We start from the raw sequence: 24447 nt of genomic DNA, 5'->3' as shown, positions 1-24447 counted from the left end.
GGTTCGAAGCCGCGGACAGCAGGAGCGAGAGGTGGCGGCACGCATGGCGGAGCAGGCGACGGCGCAGATCGGCGTGACCGGGCTGGCGGTGATGGGCCGCAACCTGGCCCGCAACCTGGCCCGCAACGGGTTCACGGTGGCGGTGCACAACCGCTCGCCGGAGCGGACCCGGCGCCTGGTCGCCGAGCACGGTGACGAGGGCACGTTCGTGCCGGCCGAGTCGTTGGCCGACTTCGTCGGGGCGCTGGAACGCCCCCGGGCGGTGATCGTCATGGTGAAGGCCGGCGCGCCGACCGACGCCGTGATCGACGAGCTGGTCCCGCTGCTGGACCCGGGCGACATCGTGGTGGACTGCGGCAACGCCCACTTCGCCGACACCCGCCGACGGGAGGAGTCGCTGCGCGAGCACGGGCTGCACTTCGTCGGCACCGGCGTCTCCGGTGGCGAGGAGGGCGCGCTGCTCGGGCCGAGCATCATGCCCGGCGGCTCCGCCGAGTCGTACCGCAAGCTCGGCCCGATCTTCGAGAAGATCGCCGCGCAGGTGCAGGGGGTGCCGTGCTGCCGGCACGTCGGCCCGGACGGCGCCGGGCACTTCGTGAAGATGGTGCACAACGGCATCGAGTACGCCGACATGCAGCTCATCGCCGAGGCGTACGACCTGCTCCGGGCTGGTCTGGGCGCGGAGCCCGCGGAGATCGCGGAGATCTTCCGGGGCTGGAACGACGGCGAGCTGGAGTCCTTCCTCATCGAGATCACCGCGGACGTGCTGGCGCACGCCGACGCGGCCAGCGGCCGCCCGTTCGTCGACGTGGTGCAGGACCGGGCGGAGCAGAAGGGCACCGGTCGGTGGACCGTGCAGAGCGCGCTCGACCTGGGAATCCCGATCACCGGCATCGCCGAGGCGACCTTCGCCCGCTCGCTCTCCGGGCACGTCGACCAGCGTGCGGCGGCCCGCCGGGCCTTCCCGGACGCCGGGGCGAAGTGGCAGGTGGACGACCGCGACACGTTCGTCGAGGACGTCCGTCGGGCGCTGCTGGCCTCCAAGATCGTCGCGTACGCCCAGGGCTTCGACCACATCCGGGCCGGCAGCCAGGAGTACGACTGGAACATCGACCTGGGCGGCACCGCGACCATCTGGCGGGGCGGCTGCATCATCCGGGCCCGCTTCCTGGACAACATCCGGAAGGCCTATGACGAGCAGCCCGACCTGCCCACCCTGCTGGTGGCGCCGTGGTTCGCCGAGGCGGTCGGCGCGGGCGTGCCGAGCTGGCGACGGGTGGTGGCCGACGCGGCCCGGGCCGGGGTGCCCACACCCGCGTTCGCCTCGTCGCTGTCCTACTTCGACGCGCTGCGGGCGGAGCGGCTCCCGGCCGCGCTGATCCAGGGGCTGCGGGACAACTTCGGCGCGCACACCTACCAGCGGGTCGACCGGGAGGGCGCCTTCCACACCCTCTGGGCCGGCGACCGTTCCGAAGTGGAGGCGTGACGAGCCCGACCCCTGCGGGCTGCCGGTCGAGCGGGCGTCAGGCGAGGGTGGCGTGCATCTCCCAGACCAGGATCTCGGCCGGCTCGGTGGCGCTGACCCGCTGACCGCCGGTGGCGGTGAGTCGGGCGGCGTCGCCGGTGCCGAGCGGCCCGACGCCTTCCAGCGTGACCGCGCCGGTGGGCACGTAGAGGTGCAGGTAGGGCGCGTCCGGAAGGGTGACCGCGTCGCCCGGGCCGAGGCGGGCGGCGTGCAGGGCCGCGTACCGGTTTCGGATCCGGATGGCGGACGCGCCGTCGTAGCGCTCCATGCCGGACGCGACCGGCACGAGGTCGCCGCGGAGCAACTGGTCGTCGATCTCCAACTGCTCGTAGCCCGGGTCGACGCCCTCGGTGTCGGGCAGCACCCACATCTGCACGAAGTGCACCGGGTCGGTGTGCGGGTTCCGGCCGTCGAGCCGCCAGGAGTCGTTCTTCTCCGAGTGCAGGATGCCGGTGCCGGCGCTCATCCGCTGGGCCAGCCCCGGATAGATCACCCCGGAGTGCCCGGTCGAGTCCTGGTGGACCAGCGAGCCACGGAGCACCCAGGTGACGATCTCCATGTCCTGGTGCGGGTGGGTCTCGAAGCCGGCGCCGGGCCGGACCACGTCGTCGTTGTTGACCAGCAGCAGCCCGTGGTGGGTGTTGGCCGGGTCGTAGTGCCGGGAGAAGGAGAACGAGTGCTTCGAGTCCAGCCAGGAGATCCGGGTGTGGAAGCGGTCGTCGGCCCGGCGTACGTCGACCGCCGGCGCGGGCGTGCTCACCAGGCCCGCTGGGCGCTGTCGGCGGGGGTCGGCGCCCAGGTCAGGGCCGGTTCGCCGGTGGCCAGCTCGCCGATCTCACCGGTGCGCAGCTGCGGCGCGTGACCGAGTTCGGCGCAGTGCTGCTCGGCGATCTCGGCACAGATCTCGGCCACCTGGTCGCAGATCGGGTCGCCCAGGTCGGCGGCGTTCAACGCCATGATCATTTTGTACCGGAGCTCCCGCATCGCCACCCCCGAAGACGGGAGCACCCCCACGACACCCCCGCCTGTCGATCCTAAGCACGGCCGCCCCCCGCCGACCGGCCAACGCCGCAGACGCGAATCTGCGCCGCCCGCGGCTCGGCGGGCGGCGCAGATTTCGGGTCGATCACCAGAACCGGCGGCGCTTGGCCTTCTGCGGGCGCAGCATGTCGGCACCCCGGGTCAGGAGTCGGGACACCCCGGAGGGGCCGCGACGAGCCTCCAGCGTGTGGCTCAGCCGGCGCGCGCCGGCGGCGGCCAGCGGCACGGCGACGGCCATCACCGCCCACTGGGCAATGCGCTTCTGGATCATGTGGGTTCACCTCCGTCAGTGGCTCCTGAGCAGACTGATACCCAGCGTGACGCCCTGGTAAGCCTGCGACCGGCGGTCGGTGCCACGAGGACGGCAACTCCCCGCCCGGTGGCCGGTCGCCGCTCCGGCGCCGGCCGGCCGGGCCGTGCCGGTCAGGCCGGCGGGGCGACCGGGTTGGGCAGCGCGCCGCCGAACCGCCGGTCCCGCTGCGCGTAGAGCTCGCAGGCGTACCAGAGGTGCCGGCGGTCGAAATCCGGCCAGAGCGTGTCGAGGAAGGCCAGCTCAGCGTACGCGGTCTGCCAGAGCAGGAAGTTGGAGATCCGCTGCTCGCCCGAGGGCCGCAGGAAGAGGTCCACCTCGGGGATCTCGGGGTGGTAGAGGTACTTCGCCACGGTCTTCTCGGTGATCTTGTCCGGATCGAGCCGGCCGGCCGCGACCTCCCGGGCGATCGCCGCCGTGGCGTCGGCGATCTCCGCCTGGCCTCCGTAGTTGACGCAGAACTGCAGGGTCAGCGTCGAGTTGCCCCGGGACATCTCCTCGGCGGTCTGCAGCTCCGAGATGACGCTCTTCCAGAGCCGGCCGGCCCGACCGGACCAGACCACCCGGACGCCGAGGTCGACCAGCTGGTCGCGGCGGCGGCGGATCACGTCGCGGTTGAAGCCCATCAGGAAACGGACCTCATCCGGCGAGCGCCGCCAGTTCTCGGTGGAGAAGGCGTACGCCGAGAGATAGGGGATGCCCAGCTCGATGGCGCCCTCGATGGTGTCGAAGAGGCTGTGCTCCCCCGCCTCGTGGCCCTTGGTGCGGGGCAGACCGCGGTCCTTGGCCCACCGGCCGTTGCCGTCCATCACGACCGCGACGTGCCGGGGCAGCGCCTCGGCGGGCAGCGCCGGCGGCCGGGCGCCGGACGGGTGCGGTGTCGGTGGCGTCGGCGTACGCCGGCCGGCCCTGCTCGTGCGAATCACTCTGTTCTCTCCTTCGCCCCGCTCTCGCCGGACCCCGGGGCACCCCGGTCGACCAGCGGCAGCGAGCGTAGCGCGCGCTCCAGGTGCCACTGCAGGTGCGCCGCCACCAGGCCGCTGCACTCCCGGCGTACGCCGGCCTCGGTGGCGTCGGCGACCCGCCAGTCTCCGCTCGTCAGGGCGGACATCAGGTCGATGGTCGCCGGCGCGGGATGGGCCGCGCCCGGTGGGCGGCAGTCCGGGCAGACCGCGCCGCCGGCCGGCACCGAGAAGGCCCGGTGCCGACCCGGCGTGCCGCAGACCGCGCAGGCGATCAGCGCCGGCGCCCAGCCCGCCAGGGCCATCCCCCGCAGCAGGTAGGCGTCGAGCACCAGGGTGGTGGCGTGGCTGCCCTCGGCGAGCGCGCGCAGCGCGCCCAGGGTGAGCTGGAACAGCCGCAGCGACGGCTCCCGCTCGACCGGGGTGAGCCGCTCTGCGGTCTCGGCGATCGCGCTGGCCGCGGTGTAGCGCGGGTAGTCGCCGAGGAACCGCTTGCCGTAGAGGTCGATGCCCTCGACCTGGCTCACGGTGTGCAGCGAACTGCCGTGGTTGCCCTTGGGGTCGCCCGCGAGCTGGAGGTCGACGTGCCCGAACGGCTCGAGCCGGGCGCCGAACTTGCTGGTGGTGCGCCGGATGCCCCGGGCCACCGCGCGAAGGCGGCCGTGCCGGCGGGTGAGCAGCGTGATGATCCGGTCGGACTCGCCGAGCTTCTGCACACGCAGCACCACCGCGTCGTCGCGGTAGAGCTGTCGGCGGTACCCGGCCATCGGGCCATTCTCCCTCGGGGTGCGATATCAGGGTCGGTTCGGGGTGGACGGCCGGACGAACCCCGATGCGCGGGGCCCGTTTTCAGCCGTAGCGTGCTCGCCATGGCCCTGCACCGCACCATCGGCCGCCGCGCTGACGACCGCGACGCCCGTCGCTCTGCCGACCGTCGCCCCGCCGCCCGCCGCCCTGGCGCCCGCCGGACCGGCGCGGTCGCTCTCGGCCTGGCCGCCACCCTCATCGTCCTCGCCGGGTGTGACAACCTCTCCTACCGCCGGCTCGACTACGACAACACCGAGGCGGCCCGGATCACCACGATCCGGGTGCTGCCCGGGGCGGGCGACGTGGTGGTGCGCGCCACCGGCGGCGCGTCGGAGGTACGGATCAAGCGGGTGGTGCGCTACCAGGGCGCCCAGCCCGACGCGACGTACCAGATCAACGAGAACGAGCTGGTGCTGGACACCGACTGCGGGTCGCGGTGCAGCATCTCCTACGAGGTGACCGCCCCGGAGGGGGTCGCCGTGCAGGGCGAGACCGGCTCCGGGGACGTCGAGCTGAGCCGGGTCGGCACGGTGCAGCTGCAGCTCGGCTCGGGCAACGTCCGGCTGGCCGGCGGCAGCGGAGCGGTCCGGGTCGAGACCGGCTCGGGTGACATCGAGGTGACCGAGGTGACCGGCCCGGTCATCCTGCGGGCCTCCTCCGGCAACATCAGCGCCCGCCGGCTCTCCGGGCAGGTGGACGTCGAGGCCAACTCCGGCGACGTCGACGTGGAGGTGGACCAGCCGGTCTCCGCCCGCGCGCACGCGTCCAGCGGCAACGTCAACCTGGTCGTGCCCCCCGGCCGGTACCGGGTCCGGTCCAACACCGGCTCCGGCGACGCCCAGCTCGGCGTCGCCGACGACCCCGGCGCGTCCCTGGTCCTCGACGTCTCCACCGGCAGCGGCGACGTCTCGATCACCCAGCGCTGACCTCGGGCGTGGGCGGCTATCGGCCGGTGCGCTGCGCCGGCACCGGGCCGGCGTCCGGGCCGCGCCGGTCCGGGTACGCCCCGGTCGGGCCCGGCCCGCCCGCGCCGTCGGATCGGGCGGCAGCGGACCACGGTGCACCGTCGGCGGCACGAGCGGCAGCACCGACGAGCACCGGCCGGGTGACCGCGCCGGCCGGGGGTGGGCTGGTGGGCGGCACGCCGGCCGACACCGGGCGGCGGACGCCGGGGAGCAGCTCGACCGGCCGACGGGCGGCCAGGTCCTCCACCCAGCCCACCGCCAGCGTCACCACGCCCACCAGCGCGAAGACCAGCAGCACCCGGATGGCCAGCCCCAGCGGATCCTGGTGCGACCAGCCCACCACGTCGACCAGCGGGGTGAGGGCGACCACGAACGGCATGTGCCAGAGGTAGACGGTGAGCGCCCGCCGGTTCAAGACGGTCACCAGCCGGCTGAACAGGGCGCTGCGCTCGATCCACGCCGCGCCGGCCGGCCCCCGGCCCAGGACGACCAGGATGAACGCCGCCGACCAGAGCGCGTTGCCGAGGTGGATGTCGTTCAGGTCGTAGCCGCGGGGACCGGGGTGGGTGAGGATCCAACCGCCCCCGGCGGCGGCGAGCGCCAGCGCCAGCGGAACCAGCACCCGGTTGGCGAGCCGCCGGAGCATCCCGGCGTGGTGGGCGAAGCCGAGCAACCACGCGCCGAAGTAGAGGCCGAACTCCCGGGCCACCCCGGGCGCCGTCGCCCAGATGCCCGACTCGATCGCCGCGAGCAGGACGTACGGGGCCAGCAGGGTGGGCAGCGGGGCCCGGCGGAACAGCCAGAGCGCGACCGGCGAGGCGAGCACGAACCACAGGTAGTCGCGCAGGTACCAGATGACGCTCAGCGCCAGCGCGCCCCAGCCGTTGGCCGGCGGGTCCGCGACCGGGAACAGCCAGAGCAGCACCCGTGGGGTCAACGGCAACCCGGTGAGCAGCATGGCCGGCACGAAGATCGCGGCCAGGACCCAGAGTGAGGGCAGCAGTCGACGCAGCCGGCGGCCCACGGCCGCCGGCCCGGACCGGTGCAGCGAGGCGGCCATCAGCGAACCGGCGAGCGCGAACATCACCGACATCGCCGGGAAGATCAGGGTCAGCGCGGCCCAGCCGGTGACGTGGTAGACGACGACTCGAACGATGGCCAGGAAACGGAGCAGATCGAGGTATCTGTTTCGCATCAGCCTGCATCTGTGTCGGGGGCACGGGCGCGAATGTCTCCTACCCTCCGCCCGCCCGCGGCCAAACGGACCGACACCCCGTCGAGAAGTGAAAGTTCCCATAGGTCCGACCGATGCCGATCATGCCGGTTTTCGGCCAGCGCAGCGGGCCGCGCAGTGCGCTGACCGCTGCCGATCAGGGTTGGCGGTAACGGTCGAGCGCCCGACCCGGAAGCCGGGACGGGCGCTCGAACAGAGGTTGCGGCCGGGTCAGAAGCCGAGCTTGCGCAGCTGCTTCGGGTCGCGCTGCCAGTCCTTGGCGACCCGGATGTGCAGGTCGAGGTAGACGCGGGTGCCGAGCAGCTCCTCGATCTGCTGCCGGGCGGCGGTGCCGACCTGCTTGAGCCGGCTGCCCCGGTGACCGATCACGATCGCCTTCTGGCTGGGACGCTCGACGTACAGGTCGGCGTAGATCTTGGTGAGCTTGCCCTCGGGGAGCATCTCCTCCACCACCACCGCGATGGAGTGCGGCAGCTCGTCGCGGACGCCCTCCAGCGCCGCCTCCCGGATCAGCTCGGCGACCAGCACCTGCTCCGGGTCGTCGGTGAGCATGTCGTCCGGGTAGAGCTGCGGGGACGGTGGCAGGTAGTCGGTCATCACGTCGACCAGGGTGTCCACCTGGTGCCCGGAGACGGCGCTGACCGGCACCACGGCCGCGAAGTCGCCCAGCTCGCTCACCGCGAGCAGCTGCTCGGCCAGGCGCTTCTTGTCGACCAGGTCGGTCTTCGTCACCACGGCCAGCACGGTCGCCTTCAGCTCCGCCAGCTCGCCGCTGATGAACCGGTCGCCCCGGCCCACCGGCTCGTCCGCCGGGATGCAGAGGCCGATCACGTCGACCTCCGACCAGGTCGTACGGACCAGGTCGTTGAGACGCTCGCCGAGCAGGGTACGCGGGCGGTGCAGGCCGGGGGTGTCCACGAGGACGAGCTGCGACTCCGGCCGGTGCAGGACAGCCCGGATGATGTGCCGGGTGGTCTGCGGCTTGTTCGATGTGATGGCGATCTTCTGCCCGACGATCGCGTTGGTCAGCGTCGACTTGCCGGCGTTGGGCCGCCCCACGAAACAGGCGAAGCCGGCCCGGTAGGGGCGCTCCTCCGGGTCCCGCAGACCGCCGGTCGCGCTCACTGGAGCACCGTGCCGAGGACGGTGCCGTTCGGCGCGGCCACGTGGATCGGCGCTTCGGCGGCGAGGTCGCGGACCGCCGCGTGCCCGGCGCCGTCCAGGGTCGAGGCCTCGGTGACCACCACCGCGGCCTCCAGCCGGGTCGCACCGGCGGCCACCGCCGAGGCGACCGCCAATTGCAGCGCGGTGAGGGTCAGCGACGGCAGCGCGACGCTCGCCGACGCGTACGTCCGGCCGTCCTGGTCGCGCACCGCCGCGCCCTCCACGGCCCCCACCCGCGCCCGGGCACCCCGCGCCAGGACGACCAGCTTGCCGTCCTCGGCGCTCAGCTCGGCCGGCGCGGACGGGGTGGGCCGGGCGGCTGGCACGGCGGGCGACTCAGGCATCGGCGGGTTGCCTCTCCTCGGCTCGGTTCTGGTTGCCCCGGGACTCGGCGGACTCGCCGCGCCCCGGGCTCTCCTGCTGGTCGGTCGACTCGACCCGACTCACCAGCACGGTGTCGATCCGGTTGCGTCGGCCGGTGGTGCCCTCGGCGATCAGCCGGAGACCAGCCAGCTCGACCAGCGCACCGGGTATCGGCACCCGGCCCAGCGACTGGGCGAGCAGACCACCGACCGTCTCCACCTCGTCGGTGGGCAGTTCGGTGTCGAAAAGCTCGCCCAGGTCCTCGACCGGAAGCCGGGCGGCGACCCGGACCGACCCGTCCGCCAGCCGTTCGACCGGCGGGCGTTCGACATCGTACTCGTCGGTGATCTCGCCGACGATCTCCTCCAGGATGTCCTCGATGGTGACCAGACCGCCGGTGCCGCCGTATTCGTCGACGACGATGACCAGGTGGTTGCGGGCCGCCTGCATCTCGGAGAGCAGATCGTCGACCGGCTTGGACTCGGGCACGAAGGTGGCCGGCCGCATCAGCTCGGAGACCGGCAACTGCTCGGCGGAGCGGTCGTCGCCGCGTACCCGCCGGATCAGGTCCTTGAGGTAGAGCACGCCGAGCACGTCGTCGACGCTCTCGCCGATCACCGGGATCCGGGAGAAACCGGAGCGCAGGAAGAGCGCCAGCGCCTGGGAGAGGGTCTTGCCCTCCTCTATCCACACCATCTCGGTACGCGGCACCATCACCTCGCGGGCGATGGTGTCGCCGAGGGCGAAGACCGAGTGGATCATCTGCCGCTCGCCGTGCTCCACGACGCCGCGCTGCTCGGCCAGGTCGACCAACTCCCGCAGCTCGACCTGGGTGGCGAACGGGCCCTCGCGGAAGCCACGGCCCGGGGTCACCGCGTTGCCGATCAGGATCAGCAGCGAGGCGAGCGGGTTGAGGGCGCGGCCCAGCCAGCGCACCAGCGGCGCCACCGCGCGACCCACCGAGTAGGCGTGCTGCCGGCCGAGGGTACGCGGGGCGACCCCCACCACCACGAAGCTGACCACGGTCATCGCGCCGGCGGTGACCAGCGCCGCCCGCCAGCCCGCGCCGAAGGTGTCCACCGCGACCAGCGCCACCAGCGTGGTGGCGGTCAGTTCGGCGAGCAGCCGCAGCAGCAGGAGCAGGTTGAGGTGGCGGACCACGTCGCCGGCGACGGCCTGCAGCGCCCGAGCGCCTCGGGCGCCGTCGCGGGTCAACTCGGCGGCGCGGGCCGGCGAGACCGCGGCGAGCGCCGCCTCGGTCATCGCGATCAGCCCGGCGAGCACCACCAGACCGGCGGCGAAGACGAGCAGTTGCAGGTCCGGTAGGCCGGTGGTCGCACCGGCCGCGGACGCATGAAGGGGTATCACCGGGACCGGCTCGACCGCCAGCTGGACAGCAGTCGGGCCTGGAGGGCGAACATCTCCCGCTCCTCCTCCGGCTCAGCGTGGTCGTAACCGAGCAGGTGCAGCACCCCGTGCACGGTGAGCAGGTGCAGCTCGTCGGCGGCGGAGTGGCCGGCGGTCGCCGCCTGCTTGGCCGCCACGTCGGGGCAGAGCACGATGTCGCCGAGCAGGGCCGGCTCGCCGCCGGCCGGGGCGCTCTCGCCCGGCCCGTGGTCGACGCTGCCCTCGTCCATGGGGAACGCGAGCACGTCGGTGGGCCCGTCGCCACCCATCCAGCGGTGGTTGAGCTCGGTCATGTAGTCGACGTCGACCAGCAGCACGGAGAGCTCGGCGAGGGGGTTGACCCCCATCTCGTCGAGGGCGTGCCGGGCGACGGCGAGCACGGCGTCGGTGTCGACCTCGACACCGGACTCGTTGGCGATCTCGATGGACAACTGGTTCCCCTGCTCTAGCGGCGCCGGCCGGAACGGCCGCCCTGGGCGGCCCGCCCGGGTACGGCGTGCACGCTCTGCGCCTGCTGGTTCTCCCGCTCGGCATCCCAGCGGGCGTACGCGTCGACGATCTCCCCGACCAAGCGGTGCCGGACCACGTCGGAGCTGGACAGCTGGGCGAAGTGCACGTCGTCCACCCCGTCCAGGATCTCCCGGACCATACGCAGGCCGCTGGTCGTCCCGCCGGGCAGGTCGACCTGGGTCACGTCACCGGTCACGACGATCTTGGAGTTGAAGCCGAGTCGGGTGAGGAACATCTTCATCTGCTCGGGCGTGGTGTTCTGCGCCTCGTCGAGAATGATGAAGGCGTCGTTGAGCGTCCGGCCGCGCATGTACGCCAGCGGCGCGACCTCGATCGTCCCGGCGGCCATCAGCTTCGGGATCGACTCCGGGTCGAGCATGTCGTGCAGCGCGTCGTAGAGCGGACGCAGATAGGGGTCGATCTTCTCGTTGAGCGTGCCGGGCAGGAAGCCCAGCCGCTCACCCGCCTCGACCGCCGGCCGGGTGAGGATGATCCGGCTGACCTGCTTGGCCTGGAGGGCCTGCACGGCCTTCGCCATCGCCAGGTAGGTCTTGCCGGTACCGGCCGGGCCGATGCCGAACACGATGGTGTTCGCGTCGATCGCGTCGACGTAGCGCTTCTGCCCGAGCGTCTTGGGGCGGATGGTGCGGCCGCGCCGGGAGAGGATGTTGAGCGTCAGGACCTCGGCGGGCCGCTCGGCGCTGCCCTGCTCGAGCATGCCGACGGTACGCCGGACGGCGTCAGTGGTCAGGGTCTCGCCTTTCTCGATGAGTTCGAGCAGCTCACTGAAGAGGCGCTCGGCGAGGGCGTTGTCCGCGGGCGCGCCGGTGATGGTGATCTCGTTGCCACGGACGTGCACGTCACTGTTGACCGAGCGTTCGACGAGGCGCAGGATCTCGTCACCCGCACCGAGCAGGTTGACCATGATCTTCGGATCGGAAACCGTGATCCTGGTCTGCACCTGGGGCGGGCCGGGAGGTGGGGTGCCGGTCATAGGTCGGGCCGTGGGGCCCTGTGCCACCTGCTCTCGATCTCGGGGCGCCGGCCCTGGTGGCGCGGCGTACGACGTACCACCCATCGTATCGGTTCAACAGCGCCGACACTGTGCGCATTTCCCCGCCCTGAGACCGGGCCACCCGGCCGTGACGGACCGGGACGAACCAGGCGATCGGCCACCCCCGGAAGCCGGCGGGGCGGGCCGGGGACGTCCTCCGGCCCGCCCCGGCCGGTCAACCGCCCTGGCGGAAGTCGTACCGGTCGAAGGTCTCCTGACGGCGGGTGAACCGGTAGGTGGCCCAGTGCATCCGGATCACCGTCCCGTGCTCGTCCCGGGTCAGCCGGAGCAGCTCGCCGGCCTCCCGCCCGGAGACGGTGCGGTACACGTCCGGCTGGTCGGGCAGCGGCGCGAAGACCGCCGGCGGCCGGCCGGGCGGGTCGTCGGCGCCCCGAGCCCGCAGCGCCCCGTCGTGCCAGGAGAAGACGTACTCGTAGCCCTCGCCCCACCACCGGCCGAGCAGGCCGCGCAGCGGCGCGGGCGCCGGCGGGCCGGGCCGCCACGGCTCGATCTGCGCCGGGTCGTGCTCGACGGCCGCGGCGAGCAGCCGGTGCGGCAGGTCGAGCGCCGCGGCGGCGCCGCCGGAGGAGAGCAGCACCGCGCAGCCCATCGCGCCCGGGGTGCCCTCGCCGCCGCGCCGGCCGTACACCCCGGCCAGGAAGCCCGGCATCGCGCCGTCGTGCCCGACGTGCACCACCCGCTCACCCTGCGGCACCAGGATCAGGCCGAGCCCGAAGCCGGTGGCCCAGAGCGTCTCGTCGGTCACCGTCAGCGGCCAGCGCATCTCGTCCAGGGTGGTGGGGGCGAGCACCGCGCCCGCCGGGTCGAGCGCCGCCGGGTCGGCCAGGAAGGCGGCCCAGCGGGCCATGTCGCCGGCGGTGCTCCAGAGCTGGGCCGCCGGGCCGACCGCGCCGAAGTCGGTCGGCGGCTCCGGGTGCGCCTCGTCGGAGTAGGCGTCGACCAGGAACCCGGTGGCGGCGGTGGGCCCGGGTGTCACGGTGGTCGCGGTCAGCCCCAGCGGTACGAGCACCCGCTCGGCGAGCACCTCCGCCCAGCTGCCGCCGCGCAACCGGCCGACCAGCTGCCCGAGCAGCGCCATGCCGAGGTTGGAGTAGTGGTAGCGGCGAGCCGGCGGCAGCACCCGCTCGGCCCGGGCCAGGTCGGCCAGGAGCTGGTCGGCGTCGGGGGCACGCAGGCTGTCCCACACGTCGCCGAACGGCTCGCGTTGCAGCCCGGCGGTGTGCGAGAGCAGCCGGCGCAGGGTCAGCTCGCCGTGCGCCGGCAGGTCGAGATGCCGGCCCACCGGGTCGTCCAGGTCGAGCAGGCCGTCGTCGCGGCACTGCAGGGTCAGCACGGCGGTGAAGGTCTTGGTGACCGAGCCGATCCGGAACTGCGTCGCCGGGCCGAGGGCGGTGTCGTTGCCGGTGCCGCCGACCGCGCAGCTCCACAGCGGCCGGTCGGCCCGGTGCAGCGCGGCCGAGACCGCCGGAATCCGGGCCTGCGCCTGCACCTGGCGCACCATCCGGTCCAGTCGGTCCGCCACCTCGCTCACCCGAGGTCCCGGGCCAGCATCGGGCCCAGCGGCGCGCCACCGAGCAGGTGGGCGTGCGCGTGGAAGACCTCCTGGCCGCCGTACGCCCCGGTGTTGAACATCAGCCGGAAACCGTCGCCGAGCAGGCCCTCGTCGTCGGCCACCGCGGCGGCCGTGGCCAGCACCTCGCCGGCGAGCCCCGGGTCGCCCTGGGCGAGCGTGGCGACGTCGGCGTAGTGCTCCTTCGGGATGACCAGCACGTGCACCGGCGCCTTCGGGCCGATGTCGCGGAAGGCGAGGGTGGTGGGGGTTTCCCGGACGACGGTGGCCGGGATCTCCCCGGCGACGATTCGGCAGAACAGGCAGTCGCTTCCCATCGGGGCATGCTAAGCGCTGCACCGGGGCCGGATGGGCGAGGCCGGGCCGCTGCGGCATGATGGCCCGCGTGACTTCACGGGCGGTACTGGTGACGGGAGGCTCGCGCGGCATCGGGCGGGCCGTGGTCCAGGCCTTCGCGGCCGGCGGCGACCGGGTGGCGATCCACCACCGGGACTCGGCGGACCTCGCCGAGGAGCTGCGCGCGCAACTGCCCGGCGACGGGCACGTGGTCCTGCGGGCCGATCTCGCCGACCCGGAGGCGGTCCGCACGATGGTCGACCGGGCCGCCGAGCTGCTCGGCGGGCTGGACGTGCTGGTCAACAACGCCGGCATGTTCGGGCCGGCCGACCCGCCGCACCCGGTCTTCGAGAGCTCCTACGAGCAGTGGCGGCAGCGCTGGCGGGAGGTGCTCGACACCAACCTCTTCGGCGCGGCCAACGCGACCTGGTGCGCCGCCCAGCACATGCGCGAGCGCGGCGGCCGGATCGTCAACGTCTCCTCCCGTGGCGCGTTCCGCGGCGAGCCGGGAAACCCGGCGTACGGGGCGAGCAAGGCCGGGTTGAACGCGCTCGGCCAGTCGTTGGCGGTGGCGCTGGCCCCGTACGGCATCGCGGTGGCCACGGTCGCGCCCGGCTTCGTGGCGACCGACATGACCAACGAGCACCTGAAGGCCGAGCGGGGCGCGGCCGTACGGGCGCAGAGCCCGTTCAACCGGGTGGCCCGCCCCGAGGAGATCGCCGCCGCGGTGCACTGGCTCGCCTCCCCCGAAGCGGAGTGGGCCTCCGGCACCATCGTCGACCTGAACGGCGCCTCCTACCTCCGCACCTAACCCCCCCAACCCCCACCCCGCCGATCATGCACTTGTGGTGCCCGGTAACTGGCGTTACGCCCCTTTGGTGAGGCACCACAACTGCATGATCGCCGAGGGCGGGCCGGGGGTGCGGGGGGCGGGGGGCGGAGGGCCGGGGGTTACCAGCGGAGCAGGCGGGTGGCGAGCACGCTGAGGGCGGCCACGCCGGCGGTGGAGGTGCGCAGCACCGACTCGCCGAGGCGGACCGGGCGGGCGCCGGCCTCGGCGAAGGCGTCCAGCTCGGCCGGGGCGACGCCGCCCTCGGGGCCGACCACCAGCACGATCTCGCCGGCGTCCGGCAGCTCGGCGGTGGTGAGGCGCCCGTCGGCCTCCTCGTGCAGCACGAACGCGGCGGCGGCTCCGGCGATCCGGCGGGCCACCTGGGCGGTCGACTCGTCCGGGGCGCCGGCCACCACCGGAAGCCAGGGCCGGCGGGCCTGCTTGGCGGCCTCGCGGGAGGTCGCGACCCACTTCTCCCGGGCCCGTACGCCCCGGTCGCCGCGCCACTGGGCCACCGAGCGGGACGCCGCCCAGGGCACGATCTCGTCCACCCCGACCTCGGTCATCGCCTGCACGGCCAGCTCGCCCCGGTCGCCCTTGGCGATGCCCTGCACCACCACCAGCCGTGGAACGGCCGCGTCTGCGTACCCCCGGGAGGTGACGTCGAGTTCCAGGCTGCCCCGGCCGACGGCGGTGACCACGGCGGTCGCCGTGCCACCCCGGCCGTCGGCGAGCAGCAGCTCCTCGCCCACCCGCAGTCGTTGCACGGTGGCCGCGTGGTGCCCCTCGGGCCCGCCGAGGGTCAGCGAGTCGGCGGCGGGCAGCGGATCGACCAGGAAGAGCGGCGCGGACACGATCAACAGGCTAGCCGCCCCGGACCGGCCAGGGCGGCTGACCCGGCTACGACTCAGGCGTGACCGTTGAACGCGTCCCGCATCCGGGAGAAGAAGCCGCCCTGCTTGGTCAGCTCGGCGACCTCCTCGCCCCGGGTCTTGGCGAAGTCGCGCAGCATCTTCTCCTGGTCGGCGTCGAGCTTGGTGGGGGTACGCACGTCGAGGTGCACGTAGAGGTCGCCCCGGCCGGTGCCGCGCAGGTGTGGCACCCCGCGGGCGCGCAGCCGCAGCGTGCTGCCCGGCTGGGTGCCGGACTTGACGTCGACCGTCTCCTCGCTGTCCAGCGTCTTGATGGTCAGCCGGGTGCCGAGGGCCGCCGCCGTCATCGGCACGGTGACCCGGCAGTGCAGGTCGTCGCCCTTGCGCGAGTAGACGTCGTGCGGCCGCTCGTGGATCTCGACGTAGAGGTCGCCGGCGGTGCCGCCGCCGGGGCCGACCTCGCCCTGCTGGGCCAGCCGGATCCGCATGCCGTCCTCGACCCCGGCCGGGATCTTGACGGTCAGCGAGCGGCGGGTGCGTACCCGCCCGTCACCGGCGCAGGTCGGGCAGGGGTGCGGGATGGTGGTGCCGTAGCCCTGGCAGACGGTGCACGGCCGGGCGGAGACCACCTGGCCGAGGAAGGTGCGCTGCACGGACTGCACCTCACCGCGACCACCGCAGGCCTCACAGGTGGCCAGGTGGGTGCCGGCGGCGGTGCCGGCGCCGGAGCAGGTGGTGCAGAGCACGGCGGTGTCGACGGTGATCGGCGCCTCGACGCCGAAAGCGGTCTCGTGCAGGTCGAGTTCCAGCCGCAGGATCGCGTCGGCGCCCGGCCGGGTGCGCGGCCGCGGCCCACGGGCGCCGCCCGCGGCCCCGCCGAAGAACGCGTCCATGATGTCCTGGAACCCGACGAACGGGCCGGCCCCGCCGGGGCCACCCGGGCCGCCGGCGCCTCCGCCGCCCGGGGCGAGCGGGTCACCGCCCAGGTCGACGATCTGCCGTTTCCGGTCGTCCGAGAGGACCTCGTACGCGGCGTTGATGTCCTTGAACTTCTCCTGAGCCTCCGGATCCGGATTGACGTCCGGGTGGAACTGGCGCGCCAGCTTGCGGTAGGCGCGCTTGATCTCGTCGTCGGAGGCTTCCCGGCTCACACCGAGAATGCCGTAGTAGTCCCTGGCCACTGCGTTCCGTGTCCTCATGTTCGTCTCGCGTTGCGTTGCGCCGCGGCCGGAGCCGGCCGTCGGCGCCCTGACTGGTCAGTTCTGGGCCAGCAGCTCGCCCACGTAGCGTGCCACGGCGCGCACCGTGGCGATGGTCCCGGGGTAGTCCATCCGGGTGGGCCCCAGCACCCCCAGGCCGCCCACGATGGTGGCGCCCGGGCCGTAGCCGGTGCTGACCACCGAGGCGGCGCGGAGGTTGTCGAACTCGTTCTCGTCGCCGATCAACACCCGGGTCGTGCTCGGCTCCGTCTCGCCGATGAGCTTGAGCAGCACGACCTCCTCCTCCAGCGCCTCGAGGATCGGCCGCAGCGAGCCCTGGAAGTCGAGCAGGCCGCCCCGGGTCAGGTTGGCGGTGCCGGCCAGCGCAAGCCGCTCCTCGTGCCGCTCGACCAGCGTCTCCAGCAGCACGGTGGAGAGGGTGGTCATCGCCGGGCGCAGCTCGGTCGGCACCTCGTCGACCAGCGCCTGCACCAGCGGCGGCGTGTCGGAGAGCCGGGTGCCGGCCAGCTTCTCGTTGACCAACCGGCGCAGATCGGTGACGTCGTCGGCGGGGATCGGCGCGGGCATCTCCACCAGCCGCTGCTCGACCCGCCCGGTGTCGGCGATCATGACCAGCATCAGCCGGGTGGTGGAGATCGGCACCAGTTCCAGGTGCCGGACCGACGACCGGGCCAGGCTCGGATACTGCACGACGGCGACCTGCCGGGTCAGCTGGGCCAGCAGCCGAACCGTGCGGTGCACCACGTCGTCGAGGTCGACCGCGCCGACCAGGAAGCGCTCGATCGCCCGGCGCTCGGCCGGGCTGAGCGGCTTGACCCGGGACAGCCGGTCGACGAAGAGCCGGTAGCCGCGGTCGGTGGGCACCCGGCCGGCGCTGGTGTGCGGCTGCCGGATGTAGCCCTCTTCCTCGAGCACGGCCATGTCGTTGCGGACCGTCGCGGGCGAGACCCCGAGCTGGTGTCGCTCGACCAGCGCGCGGCTGCCGACCGGCTCCTGCGTGGCGACGTAGTCCTCGACGATGGCGCGGAGCACGGCGAGCTTGCGGTCGTCGAGACCCATTCCCCCCACCTCCTACGCGCCTCGGCCGGCGGCACTGGGCACCGCCGGCGGCTCTCCTGGCACTCGACTGTAACGAGTGCCAGTCTACGTCGGCAGGCCCGCCAGCGCGATGATCAACGACGGACCGCGGGTGCGGCCCTGCCCACGTCCCGCCGATCCGGACGACAACGCTCTGGTGCGGCGTTGCCGGCTGCCCCTACCGTGACGTCCATGACTGAACCACCTCGCCCTCCCGGCGCCGGGGAGCCCGGCGGCAACCCGCCGGAGCCGAACCCGCCGTATGCAGCTCCGGGCCCGTCCGCAGCGGACGAGCCGCCCACCGCACCACTGTCCGGGGCCCCGGGCCCGGGCGGCTATCCCCCGCCCGATGGCTATCCGCCACCCGGCGGTGACCTGCCACCGTCAGGCGGCTACCCACTCCCAGGTGGGCCCCAGGGCGGCTACCCGCCGCCGGGCGTCGGCTATCCGACCGGCGGGGCCTACGGGGCTCCCGGCGGCGGCTTCGCCAACAACGAGGACAAGACCTGGGCGCTCGTCGCGCACTTCGGCGGGGCGGCCGGGATGTTCCTCAGCGGCGGCGTGCTCGGCTGGATCGCCCCGCTGGTGGCGATGCTGGCCCGGGGCAACCAGTCCCCGACGGTCCGGGCGCACGCCGTGGCGGCGCTCAACTTCCAGCTGATCTGGTCGATCGTCGGCCTGATCGGCTGGGTGCTCTCCTGCATCCTCATCGGCTTCATCGGCGTCGCCGCGGCGGTCATCCTCGGCACGGTCTTCGGCATCCTCGCCGGGATCAAGGCCAACGAGGGCCAGCTCTACCGCTACCCGATGTCGGCGAGCTTCATCAAGTGATCCCGGCCGGCCGCTCCCCCGGCCGGTCGGGCACCGCTCACGGCAGCAGGTCGCGGACGACGGCGTCGGCCAGCAGCCGGCCCCGCAGGGTGAGCACGGCCCGACCGGCCGCGTATGGTCCGGCGTCCAGCAGGCCGTCGGCCAGTGCCCGCGCGGCGGCGGCCCGGCCGGCGGCGTCCAGCACGTCCAGCGGCAGTCCGGAGGCGAGCCGCAGCCGCAGCATGACGTCCTCCATGTGCGCCTCGTCGGAGGTGAGCACCTCCCGGGCCAGGCCGGGGGACGTCCCGGCGGCGAGCCGCTGGGCGTACGCCGTGGGGTGCTTCACGTTCCACCAGCGCACTCCGCCGACGTGGCTGTGCGCTCCCGGCCCGAGCCCCCACCAGTCGGCGCCGGCCCAGTAGAGCAGGTTGTGCCGGCACCGGGCGGCCGGCGTCCGGGCCCAGTTGGAGACCTCGTACCAGGAGAAGCCGGCCGCGCCGAGCGCCGCCTCCGCCGCCAGGTAGCGGTCGGCCGCCACGTCGTCGCTCGGGTACGGCAGCTCGCCACGGCGCATCCGGGCGGCCAGCCGGGTGCCGTCCTCCACGATCAGGGCGTACGCGCTGACGTGGTCGACACCGGCGGCGACCACCTGCTCCAGCGAGCGGGCGAAGTCCTCGGCGCTCTCCCCCGGCGTGCCGTAGATCAGGTCCAGGTTGACGTGGTCGAACCCGGCGTCGCGCGCCTCCAGGGCGGCGGCGGTGGCCCGACCCGCGCTGTGCTTGCGGTCCAGGATCGCCAGCACCCCCGGCGCGGCGGACTGCATGCCCAGGGAGATCCGGGTGTAGCCCGCCGCCCGCAGCGTCTTGAGCGACTCGGGCGTGACCGACTCCGGGTTGGCCTCCGTGGTCACCTCGACGTCGGCGGCCAGCCCCCAGGTCCGGTCGATCGCGTCGAGGATCCGGGCCAGGTCGTCGGCGGGGAGCAGGGTCGGGGTGCCGCCACCGACGAAGACGGTGTCCACCCGCTTCGGCGGGGCGTCGCCGAGCACCCGGGCGGCGAGCCGCAGCTCGGCGAGCACGGAGTCGGCGTACTCCTCCCGGCTCGCCCCACCGCCCAGCTCGCCGGCGGTGTAGGTGTTGAAGTCGCAGTAGCCGCAGCGGCTGGCGCAGAAGGGCACGTGCACGTACACGCCGAAACCGCGCGCGCCGACGTCGGCGGTCGCGGCGGAGGGTAGCGATCCGTCGACGGGGACGGTCTCGCCTTCTGGAAGCACGCCGGGCATGAGCACTAGTGTGCCCGCATGACCTCTCCCGACGCGCTGGTGCGGGTCGCCACGGCTCGCGGGGTGACCACCCTCACCCTGGACAGCCCGCACAACCGCAACGCGCTCTCCACCCCGCTGATGACGCAGCTGCTCGCCGGGCTGGCCGCCGCGGTCGCCGACGACGGCGTCCGGATGGTGATGCTCGACCACACCGGCCCGGTCTTCTGCTCCGGCGCGGACCTGAAGGAGACCGCCGCCGCGTACGCCAGCGGGACGGTGCCGGCCGGGATGCTCGGCGACGTCCTCGCCGCGGTCTGGGAGTGCCCCAAGCCGGTGCTCGCCCGGGTCGCCGGGCCGGCCCGGGCCGGCGGGCTGGGTCTGATCGCGGCGGCGGACCTGGCGGTCTGCGCCGAGGAGGCGACCTTCGCCTTCACCGAGGTACGGATCGGCGTGATCCCGGCGGTGATCTCGGCGACCGTGCTGCCCCGGCTACACCCGCGGGCGGCGGCCGAGCTCTACCTGACCGGGGACACCTTCGACGGCCGGCGGGCCGCCGAGATCGGGCTGGTCACCGCGGCGGTGCCCGCTGACGGGCTGGACGCGGCGGTGGAGCGGTACTGCGCGTCGCTGGTGCGGGGGGCGCCGGGCGCGTTGGCCGGCGCCAAGCAGTTGCTGCGCCGCCCGGCCGCCACCGAGCTGCGGACCGAGATCGCCGAGCTGGCCACGCTGTCGACCGGCTACTTCCTCTCCGAGGAGGGGCGGGAGGGCGTCACGGCGTTCCGGGAGAAACGGTTGACTCGATGGGTGGCCGCTCTCGACGGTGGTCGCGCCGAGCAGGCGGGCTAGCGCCGGGGCGTCTGCCTCGGGTCGGCCGGGACGGATCGGCGCTGGGACGCCGCCGCCGAGCGGCGGCGTCCCGGCGTCCGTTCGGGTCACCAGGCGGTCGCGCCGCCGTCGACCGGGTAGTTCGCGCCGGTGATGTACGACGCCCGGTCGGATGCGAGGAAGACCACCAGCTCGGCGACCTCCTCGGGTCGGGCGAAGCGCTTGAGGAGCGTCTTGTTGGTGATCGCGTCCCGGGCCACCTGGTCGTCACCGAGGTCGCGCTCACTGGCCGGGCTCAGGATCGGCCCGGGACTGATCGCCACCGCACGGATCCCGTGCGGCGCGCCTTCGAGCGCGAGTTGCCGCGTCATGCCGATGATGCCCGCGTTCGCGGCGGCGTGCCCGACCATCGGCGGGACGTGGCCGCCGATCATGCCGGCCATGGAAGCGGCGCTGATGATGACGCCGCCGCCGCGCCGGACCAGGTGCGTCCAGGCGAACTTCGACACGAAGAAGGGAATGTCGAGTTCGCCGGTGATGGTGGCCCGCCAGTCCTCGACGGAGAAGTCGGGCATCGGGCCGAAGCGGAGCGAGGCGGCGTTGTTGTAGACCACGTCGAGTCCGCCATAGGCCGCGACGGCGTCCTCGACCAGCTGGCGCGCCTGTTCCGGATCGGTGAGGTCGACCGGAGCGATGCCCGTCATCTCGCCGCCGGCACGTCGGACGAGTTCGACCGTCTCGTTGTTGCCCTCGACCTGGATGTCGGCCCCGACGACCCGCGCGCCTTCCCGCGCGAAGGCCAGCGACGCGACCCGTCCCAGCCCTCCGCCGGTGCCGGTGATCAGCACTACCTTGCCGTCCAGCGTTCCCATGGAACTGCTCCTTGGTGTCTGCCCTGTCCGGACGGCTTGTGGCGGGCCGTTCGGGCACCTGCGGGACGTCGCCGGTTCAGCGACGGCCCCTGTAATTGACATGTCAATCATATGCAAGTGCTTGACCGGTCAACCACCTTCGGCGCTGGTCGTCGCGGTGACGCTGGCGACAGGTCGGGCCGGGCGAGACGTACGGTGCTCTGTCACGGTTTCGGCATCTCGCACCAGACGCCGTCGGCCGGGTCCAAGGCTCCAATTATCGCCGAACCAGGGCGGACGGGAGGCCGGTACGCGCAGGTGAGAGCGCGGCAGGAGCGGGAACGCCCGGTCGGTGCGGCCCGGCTCGGCCCGGTCCAAACCGGTCGGACGACCCGGATCGGCCGCTGCGGGACGTACGCTTGTCGGACTGTCGAACAGGGGGTGTGGGTGCGAACTCGGGCGGTCGTGGCGGGTGGCGTCGTTCTCGTCCTCCTCGCCGTGGTGGGAGTCCTGCTCGTCGTCCGACGGCTCGGCAGCGATCTGCGCCTGCCGCTGGCCAGCCGGACCTGCACCGTCCAGGCCGACGGTCGGGTGGAACTCGACGCCGACCAGATGGCCAACGCGGCGACCATCGCGGCGATCGGCGCCAAGCGGGGCATGCCGGAGCGGGCCGTGGTGGTGGCGCTGGCCACCGCCTACCAGGAGTCCGGACTGCGCAACCTCGCCAGCGGCGACCGGGACTCGGTCGGGCTGTTCCAGCAGCGACCCAGCCAGGGCTGGGGCACCCCGGAGAAGATCCGCGACCCTCGCTACGCGGCCGACCGGTTCTACGCCGCGCTGAAGAAGGTGCGCGGCTGGGAGCGGATGCGGGTCACCGACGCCGCCCAGCGCGTGCAGCGCTCGGCCTTCCCCGAGGCGTACCAGAAGTGGGCCGACGAGTCGGCGGTGCTCAGCCGGGCGCTGCTCGGCGATGCGACCGGCGCGGTGGCCTGCACGGTGGGCCGCACCCCGGTGATGCGCGGCGAGGCGGCGGCGGCCGCGCTGACCCGCAACCTGGCGCTGGACTGGGGGCTGGCGAGCAGCGCGGTCCCGGTCGAGGTCACCGGGTTCACCCTCGCCGCGACCGACCAGCGCAACGGCTGGCGCTACGCCCACTGGCTGGTCTCGCACGCTCAGGACCACGGTGTGAAGCGGGTCCGCTTCGGCGACCTGGAGTGGACCGCCCGCGACGGCACCTGGAGCGCAGCCGGCGGCGATCCGCAGGCCAGCCCGCAGGTCGTCGCCGAGGTCTTCGCCGCGAGCTGACCCAGCCCGGATTTCCTTACCGGCAGTTACCGCACAATCCGTCAAAAGCCCTCAGACGGCGCATTGCTGGCCGCCGTCCACACGGACCGGAGTCATCCCGCTGCCGGGTGTCCGGGTCCGGCCCGAGCGCGTCCTCCGCCCTCCCCGACTCGGCGCTGCGCGCGTTACGATCGGCGGCCTGTGCCAGAAATGGATCCACCTCATGGGGAGGGGTACGACGGGTGTTCGATTACGGCGGCCGGACCGGCTACGAACCGATCAGCGACACTGACCGCAAGGAGTTCCACGAGCAGGGCTTCCTCCTGCTGCGCAACGTCCTGACGGAGGACCACCGGGCGGCGCTGGAGGCGGCGGTCGACCGCGTCTACGCGGAGGAGCAGGCCAAGGGCAACACCAAGAAGGACGGCACCCTGCACCTGCTGGGCTTCCTGGAGCGCGATGAGCTCTTCGGCGAGCTGCTGACCCACCCGATCGCCTTCCCGTACATGTGGGGCCTGGCCGGCTGGAACATCTACACGCACCACAACCACCTCGACGTCACCCCGCCGGCCCTCGAGCCGGAGAAGCCGTACTGGGGTTGGCACCAGGACGGGTACCGGCAGAACTCCGACCCGGAGACGATGGACCCGAACCTGCCCCGCCCGATGTTCTCGCTCAAGGTCGCGTACGTGCTCTCCGACCTCTCCGAGACCGGGCGCGGCGCCACCAAGGTCATCCCGGGCAGCCACCTGTGGAACTCGCTGGACCGGCCCAAGGACCTGAGCGTGCACAACCCCGACCCGGAGGGCACGGTGGAGATCACCGCGAACCCGGGCGACGCCTTCATCTTCGACCGCCGGCAGTGGCACTCCCGCTCGACGAACCTGTCGAACATCACCCGCAAGATGCTCTTCGTGGGCTACACCTACCGGTGGATCCGCCCGCTGGACGAGCTGCACCCGGACCTGGACGGCGAGTGGTACCGCAACCGCACGCCGGTGCAGCGCCAGCTGATCGGTGAGGGCACCCACACCGCGAACTACTGGGGCATCAACTGGGACGGCTACGTCGACGACGAGATCCCGCTGCGCAAGGAGCTCAAGGAGCGCGGCCTGCTGGACCGCAGCGTCCCCTGGCTCCGCTGAGCCGATGAAGAGGGGCTCCCCGCCGCCGCCCCCGGGCGCGGCAGGGGGCCTCTTTTCCGTGCCCGACTTCCCGCGCCGGGCCCGGCTGGGCTCCGCGGCCCGGCTGGGACGCGGCCCGGCTGGGACGCGGCCTGGTTCGCTGCCTGCGCGGGCTGATGGTGGCGCGGCGCTGCCCGCGAGCCGGGTTACCGGCTGGCGAGGCGGCGGCGGACCTTGTCCTGGATCGACTCCGGCAACTCGGGGACGTCGAGCAGTCGAGGCAGCAGTTCGGGCTCCAGGCTGGTGGCCCGGAAGACCTCGCCGATGCTCACGCCGTGAGCGGGCCGGTCCACCACCTCGACCGGGTCGCCCGGGCCGATCTCCCCCTCGCGCAGCACCCGCAGGTACGCCCCGGGCAGGGCCCGGACGGTGAACCGCTTGATCAGGTCGGGAACTCCCCAGAAGCCGGCGAAGGTGGTGCACGGCGTCCGGGGCTTGGTCACCTGGAGCAGCACGGATCCGATCTGCCACTGCTCGCCGATCACCGCACCGGTCACGTCGACCGCGTACGTGGTGAGGTTCTCGCCGAAGTTGCCGGGCCCGAGGTCGCGGCCCAGCTCGGTCGCCCACCAGCCGGCGTCCTCCTCCGCGTAGGCGTAGAGCGCCTGGTCCGGGCCGCCGTGGTGGGCCCGCTCGCCGATGAAGTCGCCGACCACCCCGTCGGCGCGGACCAGCACCGGCCCGTCGACCGGCCGCTTGTCGATTCCGCTGCGGCCGCTCGCGTCGCCGGCCCACTCGGCCTCGGTGACCACACCGAGGTTCACCGCTGCCACCCTGCCCGTCATGGCGGTCAGCCTAGCCGCGTCCCGCGCGCGGGCGGCAGGGCTAGATCCACACCAGGTCGGCGACAGTGCGGTATCCCCGGCGGCGGTTTCAAGCGGCTGTTGCAACGAGGTGCTTGTTGAGTGCTTCGGCTGGATTCTGCCAGTCGAGGGTTTGGCGGGGTCGTCCGTTGAGTT

At 73.3% G+C, this 24447-nt stretch carries 26 protein-coding genes; 7 read left to right on the top strand and 19 right to left on the bottom strand.

Annotation, left to right across the window (positions count from 1 at the left end):
• Window positions 1-43 precede the first annotated feature (43 nt).
• Complete coding sequence (gene gndA / locus ACIBBA_RS28585; RefSeq protein WP_396701334.1) at window positions 44-1486, top strand: NADP-dependent phosphogluconate dehydrogenase; 1443 nt, start codon at window positions 44-46, stop codon at window positions 1484-1486.
• Between the two features lie 37 nt (window positions 1487-1523).
• Here gndA and ACIBBA_RS28580 read toward each other — a convergent pair whose 3' ends face one another.
• The 5 genes from ACIBBA_RS28580 to recO all read right to left on the bottom strand — a co-directional run bounded on the left by ACIBBA_RS28580 (window position 1524) and on the right by recO (window position 4605).
• Window positions 1524-2285 (bottom strand): pirin family protein, encoded by a 762-nt coding sequence (locus ACIBBA_RS28580; RefSeq protein WP_357049349.1) that lies wholly within the window; start codon window positions 2283-2285, stop codon window positions 1524-1526.
• A complete protein-coding gene (locus ACIBBA_RS28575; RefSeq protein WP_357049346.1) occupies window positions 2282-2482 on the bottom strand; it encodes a thioredoxin reductase in 201 nt (66 codons plus the stop codon). Before ACIBBA_RS28575 ends, ACIBBA_RS28580 begins: the two co-directional genes overlap by 4 nt.
• A 169-nt stretch (window positions 2483-2651) precedes the next feature.
• Window positions 2652-2837, bottom strand: coding sequence for a hypothetical protein (locus ACIBBA_RS28570; protein ID WP_350874016.1), 186 nt, complete (start codon window positions 2835-2837; stop codon window positions 2652-2654).
• Between the two features lie 152 nt (window positions 2838-2989).
• Window positions 2990-3802, bottom strand: a complete 813-nt coding sequence (locus tag ACIBBA_RS28565; protein ID WP_350874015.1) for an isoprenyl transferase — start codon at window positions 3800-3802, stop codon at window positions 2990-2992.
• Window positions 3799-4605 (bottom strand): DNA repair protein RecO, encoded by an 807-nt coding sequence (recO, locus tag ACIBBA_RS28560; protein ID WP_396701237.1) that lies wholly within the window; start codon window positions 4603-4605, stop codon window positions 3799-3801. The genes ACIBBA_RS28565 and recO overlap by 4 nt, the downstream gene beginning before the upstream one ends.
• Window positions 4606-4707: 102 nt before the next feature.
• On the opposite strand from recO, the gene ACIBBA_RS28555 reads away from it, so the two are divergent.
• Window positions 4708-5571: a DUF4097 family beta strand repeat-containing protein gene (locus tag ACIBBA_RS28555; protein WP_396701235.1), complete on the top strand. Its 864-nt coding sequence runs from the start codon at window positions 4708-4710 to the stop codon at window positions 5569-5571.
• Window positions 5572-5587: 16 nt separating this feature from the next.
• Here the strand turns inward: ACIBBA_RS28555 and ACIBBA_RS28550 are convergent, their stop codons facing one another.
• From ACIBBA_RS28550 to ACIBBA_RS28515, 8 genes are all read right to left on the bottom strand, one after another.
• Window positions 5588-6805, bottom strand: a complete 1218-nt coding sequence (locus ACIBBA_RS28550) for an acyltransferase (RefSeq protein ID WP_396701233.1) — start codon at window positions 6803-6805, stop codon at window positions 5588-5590.
• A 249-nt stretch (window positions 6806-7054) separates the two neighbouring features.
• Complete coding sequence (gene era / locus ACIBBA_RS28545; protein ID WP_396701332.1) at window positions 7055-7951, bottom strand: GTPase Era; 897 nt, start codon at window positions 7949-7951, stop codon at window positions 7055-7057.
• A 14-nt stretch (window positions 7952-7965) separates the two neighbouring features.
• Window positions 7966-8352 (bottom strand): cytidine deaminase, encoded by a 387-nt coding sequence (locus ACIBBA_RS28540; RefSeq protein ID WP_396701231.1) that lies wholly within the window; start codon window positions 8350-8352, stop codon window positions 7966-7968.
• Entirely contained in the window at window positions 8345-9736 is a 1392-nt protein-coding gene (locus ACIBBA_RS28535) for a hemolysin family protein (RefSeq protein WP_396701330.1), read from the bottom strand. Before ACIBBA_RS28535 ends, ACIBBA_RS28540 begins: the two co-directional genes overlap by 8 nt.
• Complete coding sequence (gene ybeY / locus ACIBBA_RS28530; protein WP_350874009.1) at window positions 9736-10209, bottom strand: rRNA maturation RNase YbeY; 474 nt, start codon at window positions 10207-10209, stop codon at window positions 9736-9738. The genes ACIBBA_RS28535 and ybeY overlap by 1 nt, the downstream gene beginning before the upstream one ends.
• Window positions 10210-10223: 14 nt before the next feature.
• Window positions 10224-11282, bottom strand: coding sequence for a PhoH family protein (locus tag ACIBBA_RS28525; protein WP_350874210.1), 1059 nt, complete (start codon window positions 11280-11282; stop codon window positions 10224-10226).
• Window positions 11283-11517: 235 nt separating this feature from the next.
• Window positions 11518-12894 carry a serine hydrolase domain-containing protein gene (locus ACIBBA_RS28520; RefSeq protein ID WP_396701228.1) on the bottom strand — a complete coding sequence of 459 codons (1377 nt, stop codon included), beginning with the start codon at window positions 12892-12894 and terminating at the stop codon, window positions 11518-11520.
• Window positions 12891-13250 carry a histidine triad nucleotide-binding protein gene (locus tag ACIBBA_RS28515; RefSeq protein WP_357049325.1) on the bottom strand — a complete coding sequence of 120 codons (360 nt, stop codon included), beginning with the start codon at window positions 13248-13250 and terminating at the stop codon, window positions 12891-12893. Before ACIBBA_RS28515 ends, ACIBBA_RS28520 begins: the two co-directional genes overlap by 4 nt.
• 68 nt (window positions 13251-13318) lie before the next feature.
• On the opposite strand from ACIBBA_RS28515, the gene ACIBBA_RS28510 reads away from it, so the two are divergent.
• Window positions 13319-14080, top strand: a complete 762-nt coding sequence (locus tag ACIBBA_RS28510) for an SDR family oxidoreductase (RefSeq protein WP_350874006.1) — start codon at window positions 13319-13321, stop codon at window positions 14078-14080.
• A gap of 140 nt (window positions 14081-14220) precedes the next feature.
• On the opposite strand, the gene ACIBBA_RS28505 is transcribed toward ACIBBA_RS28510, so the two are convergent.
• The 3 genes from ACIBBA_RS28505 to hrcA all read right to left on the bottom strand — a co-directional run bounded on the left by ACIBBA_RS28505 (window position 14221) and on the right by hrcA (window position 17252).
• Window positions 14221-14955 (bottom strand): 16S rRNA (uracil(1498)-N(3))-methyltransferase, encoded by a 735-nt coding sequence (locus ACIBBA_RS28505; protein WP_396701226.1) that lies wholly within the window; start codon window positions 14953-14955, stop codon window positions 14221-14223.
• Window positions 14956-15008: 53 nt separating this feature from the next.
• A complete protein-coding gene (gene dnaJ / locus ACIBBA_RS28500; RefSeq protein ID WP_350874004.1) occupies window positions 15009-16154 on the bottom strand; it encodes a molecular chaperone DnaJ in 1146 nt (381 codons plus the stop codon).
• A 75-nt stretch (window positions 16155-16229) separates the two neighbouring features.
• Window positions 16230-17252, bottom strand: coding sequence for a heat-inducible transcriptional repressor HrcA (gene hrcA, locus ACIBBA_RS28495; protein WP_350874003.1), 1023 nt, complete (start codon window positions 17250-17252; stop codon window positions 16230-16232).
• A 210-nt stretch (window positions 17253-17462) separates the two neighbouring features.
• Here hrcA and ACIBBA_RS28490 point away from each other — a divergent pair, with 210 nt between their 5' ends.
• The gene (locus ACIBBA_RS28490; RefSeq protein ID WP_396701224.1) at window positions 17463-18101 is read left to right on the top strand and encodes a DUF4870 domain-containing protein; all 639 of its coding nucleotides are present in this window, start codon (window positions 17463-17465) and stop codon (window positions 18099-18101) included.
• 37 nt (window positions 18102-18138) lie between these two features.
• Here the strand turns inward: ACIBBA_RS28490 and hemW are convergent, their stop codons facing one another.
• Complete coding sequence (gene hemW / locus ACIBBA_RS28485) at window positions 18139-19362, bottom strand: radical SAM family heme chaperone HemW (RefSeq protein ID WP_396701222.1); 1224 nt, start codon at window positions 19360-19362, stop codon at window positions 18139-18141.
• An 18-nt stretch (window positions 19363-19380) separates the two neighbouring features.
• On the opposite strand from hemW, the gene ACIBBA_RS28480 reads away from it, so the two are divergent.
• Entirely contained in the window at window positions 19381-20190 is an 810-nt protein-coding gene (locus tag ACIBBA_RS28480) for an enoyl-CoA hydratase-related protein (RefSeq protein WP_396701220.1), read from the top strand.
• A gap of 86 nt (window positions 20191-20276) precedes the next feature.
• Here ACIBBA_RS28480 and ACIBBA_RS28475 read toward each other — a convergent pair whose 3' ends face one another.
• Window positions 20277-21041, bottom strand: coding sequence for an SDR family NAD(P)-dependent oxidoreductase (locus ACIBBA_RS28475; protein WP_396701219.1), 765 nt, complete (start codon window positions 21039-21041; stop codon window positions 20277-20279).
• Window positions 21042-21461: 420 nt separating this feature from the next.
• Between ACIBBA_RS28475 and ACIBBA_RS28470 the strand changes: the two genes are divergently transcribed.
• The gene (locus ACIBBA_RS28470) at window positions 21462-22325 is read left to right on the top strand and encodes a hypothetical protein (protein ID WP_396701217.1); all 864 of its coding nucleotides are present in this window, start codon (window positions 21462-21464) and stop codon (window positions 22323-22325) included.
• 221 nt (window positions 22326-22546) lie between these two features.
• The gene (locus ACIBBA_RS28465) at window positions 22547-23449 is read left to right on the top strand and encodes a phytanoyl-CoA dioxygenase family protein (RefSeq protein WP_357049301.1); all 903 of its coding nucleotides are present in this window, start codon (window positions 22547-22549) and stop codon (window positions 23447-23449) included.
• Between the two features lie 185 nt (window positions 23450-23634).
• Here ACIBBA_RS28465 and ACIBBA_RS28460 read toward each other — a convergent pair whose 3' ends face one another.
• Window positions 23635-24273 carry an MOSC domain-containing protein gene (locus tag ACIBBA_RS28460; RefSeq protein ID WP_396701214.1) on the bottom strand — a complete coding sequence of 213 codons (639 nt, stop codon included), beginning with the start codon at window positions 24271-24273 and terminating at the stop codon, window positions 23635-23637.
• Window positions 24274-24447: the final 174 nt, after the last annotated feature.

Source organism: Micromonospora sp. NPDC051006, from assembly GCF_044456245.1.
In the GTDB taxonomy this organism is placed as follows: Bacteria; Actinomycetota; Actinomycetes; order Mycobacteriales; family Micromonosporaceae; genus Micromonospora.
This window is presented reverse-complemented; position numbering and strand designations above follow the sequence as displayed.

Bases quoted from the DNA above. Each gene is read 5' to 3' on its own strand.
- gndA (WP_396701334.1), top strand. From the start codon at position 44: ATGGCGGAGCAGGCGACGGCGCAGATCGGCGTGACCGGGCTGGCGGTG.
- ACIBBA_RS28575 (WP_357049346.1), bottom strand. From the start codon at position 2,482: ATGGCGTTGAACGCCGCCGACCTGGGCGACCCGATCTGCGACCAGGTG.
- ACIBBA_RS28570 (WP_350874016.1), bottom strand. From the start codon at position 2,837: ATGATCCAGAAGCGCATTGCCCAGTGGGCGGTGATGGCCGTCGCCGTG.
- recO (WP_396701237.1), bottom strand. From the start codon at position 4,605: ATGGCCGGGTACCGCCGACAGCTCTACCGCGACGACGCGGTGGTGCTG.
- ACIBBA_RS28555 (WP_396701235.1), top strand. From the start codon at position 4,708: ATGGCCCTGCACCGCACCATCGGCCGCCGCGCTGACGACCGCGACGCC.
- ACIBBA_RS28550 (WP_396701233.1), bottom strand. From the start codon at position 6,805: ATGCGAAACAGATACCTCGATCTGCTCCGTTTCCTGGCCATCGTTCGA.
- ACIBBA_RS28540 (WP_396701231.1), bottom strand. From the start codon at position 8,352: ATGCCTGAGTCGCCCGCCGTGCCAGCCGCCCGGCCCACCCCGTCCGCG.
- ACIBBA_RS28525 (WP_350874210.1), bottom strand. From the start codon at position 11,282: ATGACCGGCACCCCACCTCCCGGCCCGCCCCAGGTGCAGACCAGGATC.
- ACIBBA_RS28515 (WP_357049325.1), bottom strand. From the start codon at position 13,250: ATGGGAAGCGACTGCCTGTTCTGCCGAATCGTCGCCGGGGAGATCCCG.
- hrcA (WP_350874003.1), bottom strand. From the start codon at position 17,252: ATGGGTCTCGACGACCGCAAGCTCGCCGTGCTCCGCGCCATCGTCGAG.
- ACIBBA_RS28490 (WP_396701224.1), top strand. From the start codon at position 17,463: ATGACTGAACCACCTCGCCCTCCCGGCGCCGGGGAGCCCGGCGGCAAC.
- hemW (WP_396701222.1), bottom strand. From the start codon at position 19,362: ATGCCCGGCGTGCTTCCAGAAGGCGAGACCGTCCCCGTCGACGGATCG.
- ACIBBA_RS28480 (WP_396701220.1), top strand. From the start codon at position 19,381: ATGACCTCTCCCGACGCGCTGGTGCGGGTCGCCACGGCTCGCGGGGTG.
- ACIBBA_RS28475 (WP_396701219.1), bottom strand. From the start codon at position 21,041: ATGGGAACGCTGGACGGCAAGGTAGTGCTGATCACCGGCACCGGCGGA.
- ACIBBA_RS28460 (WP_396701214.1), bottom strand. From the start codon at position 24,273: ATGACGGGCAGGGTGGCAGCGGTGAACCTCGGTGTGGTCACCGAGGCC.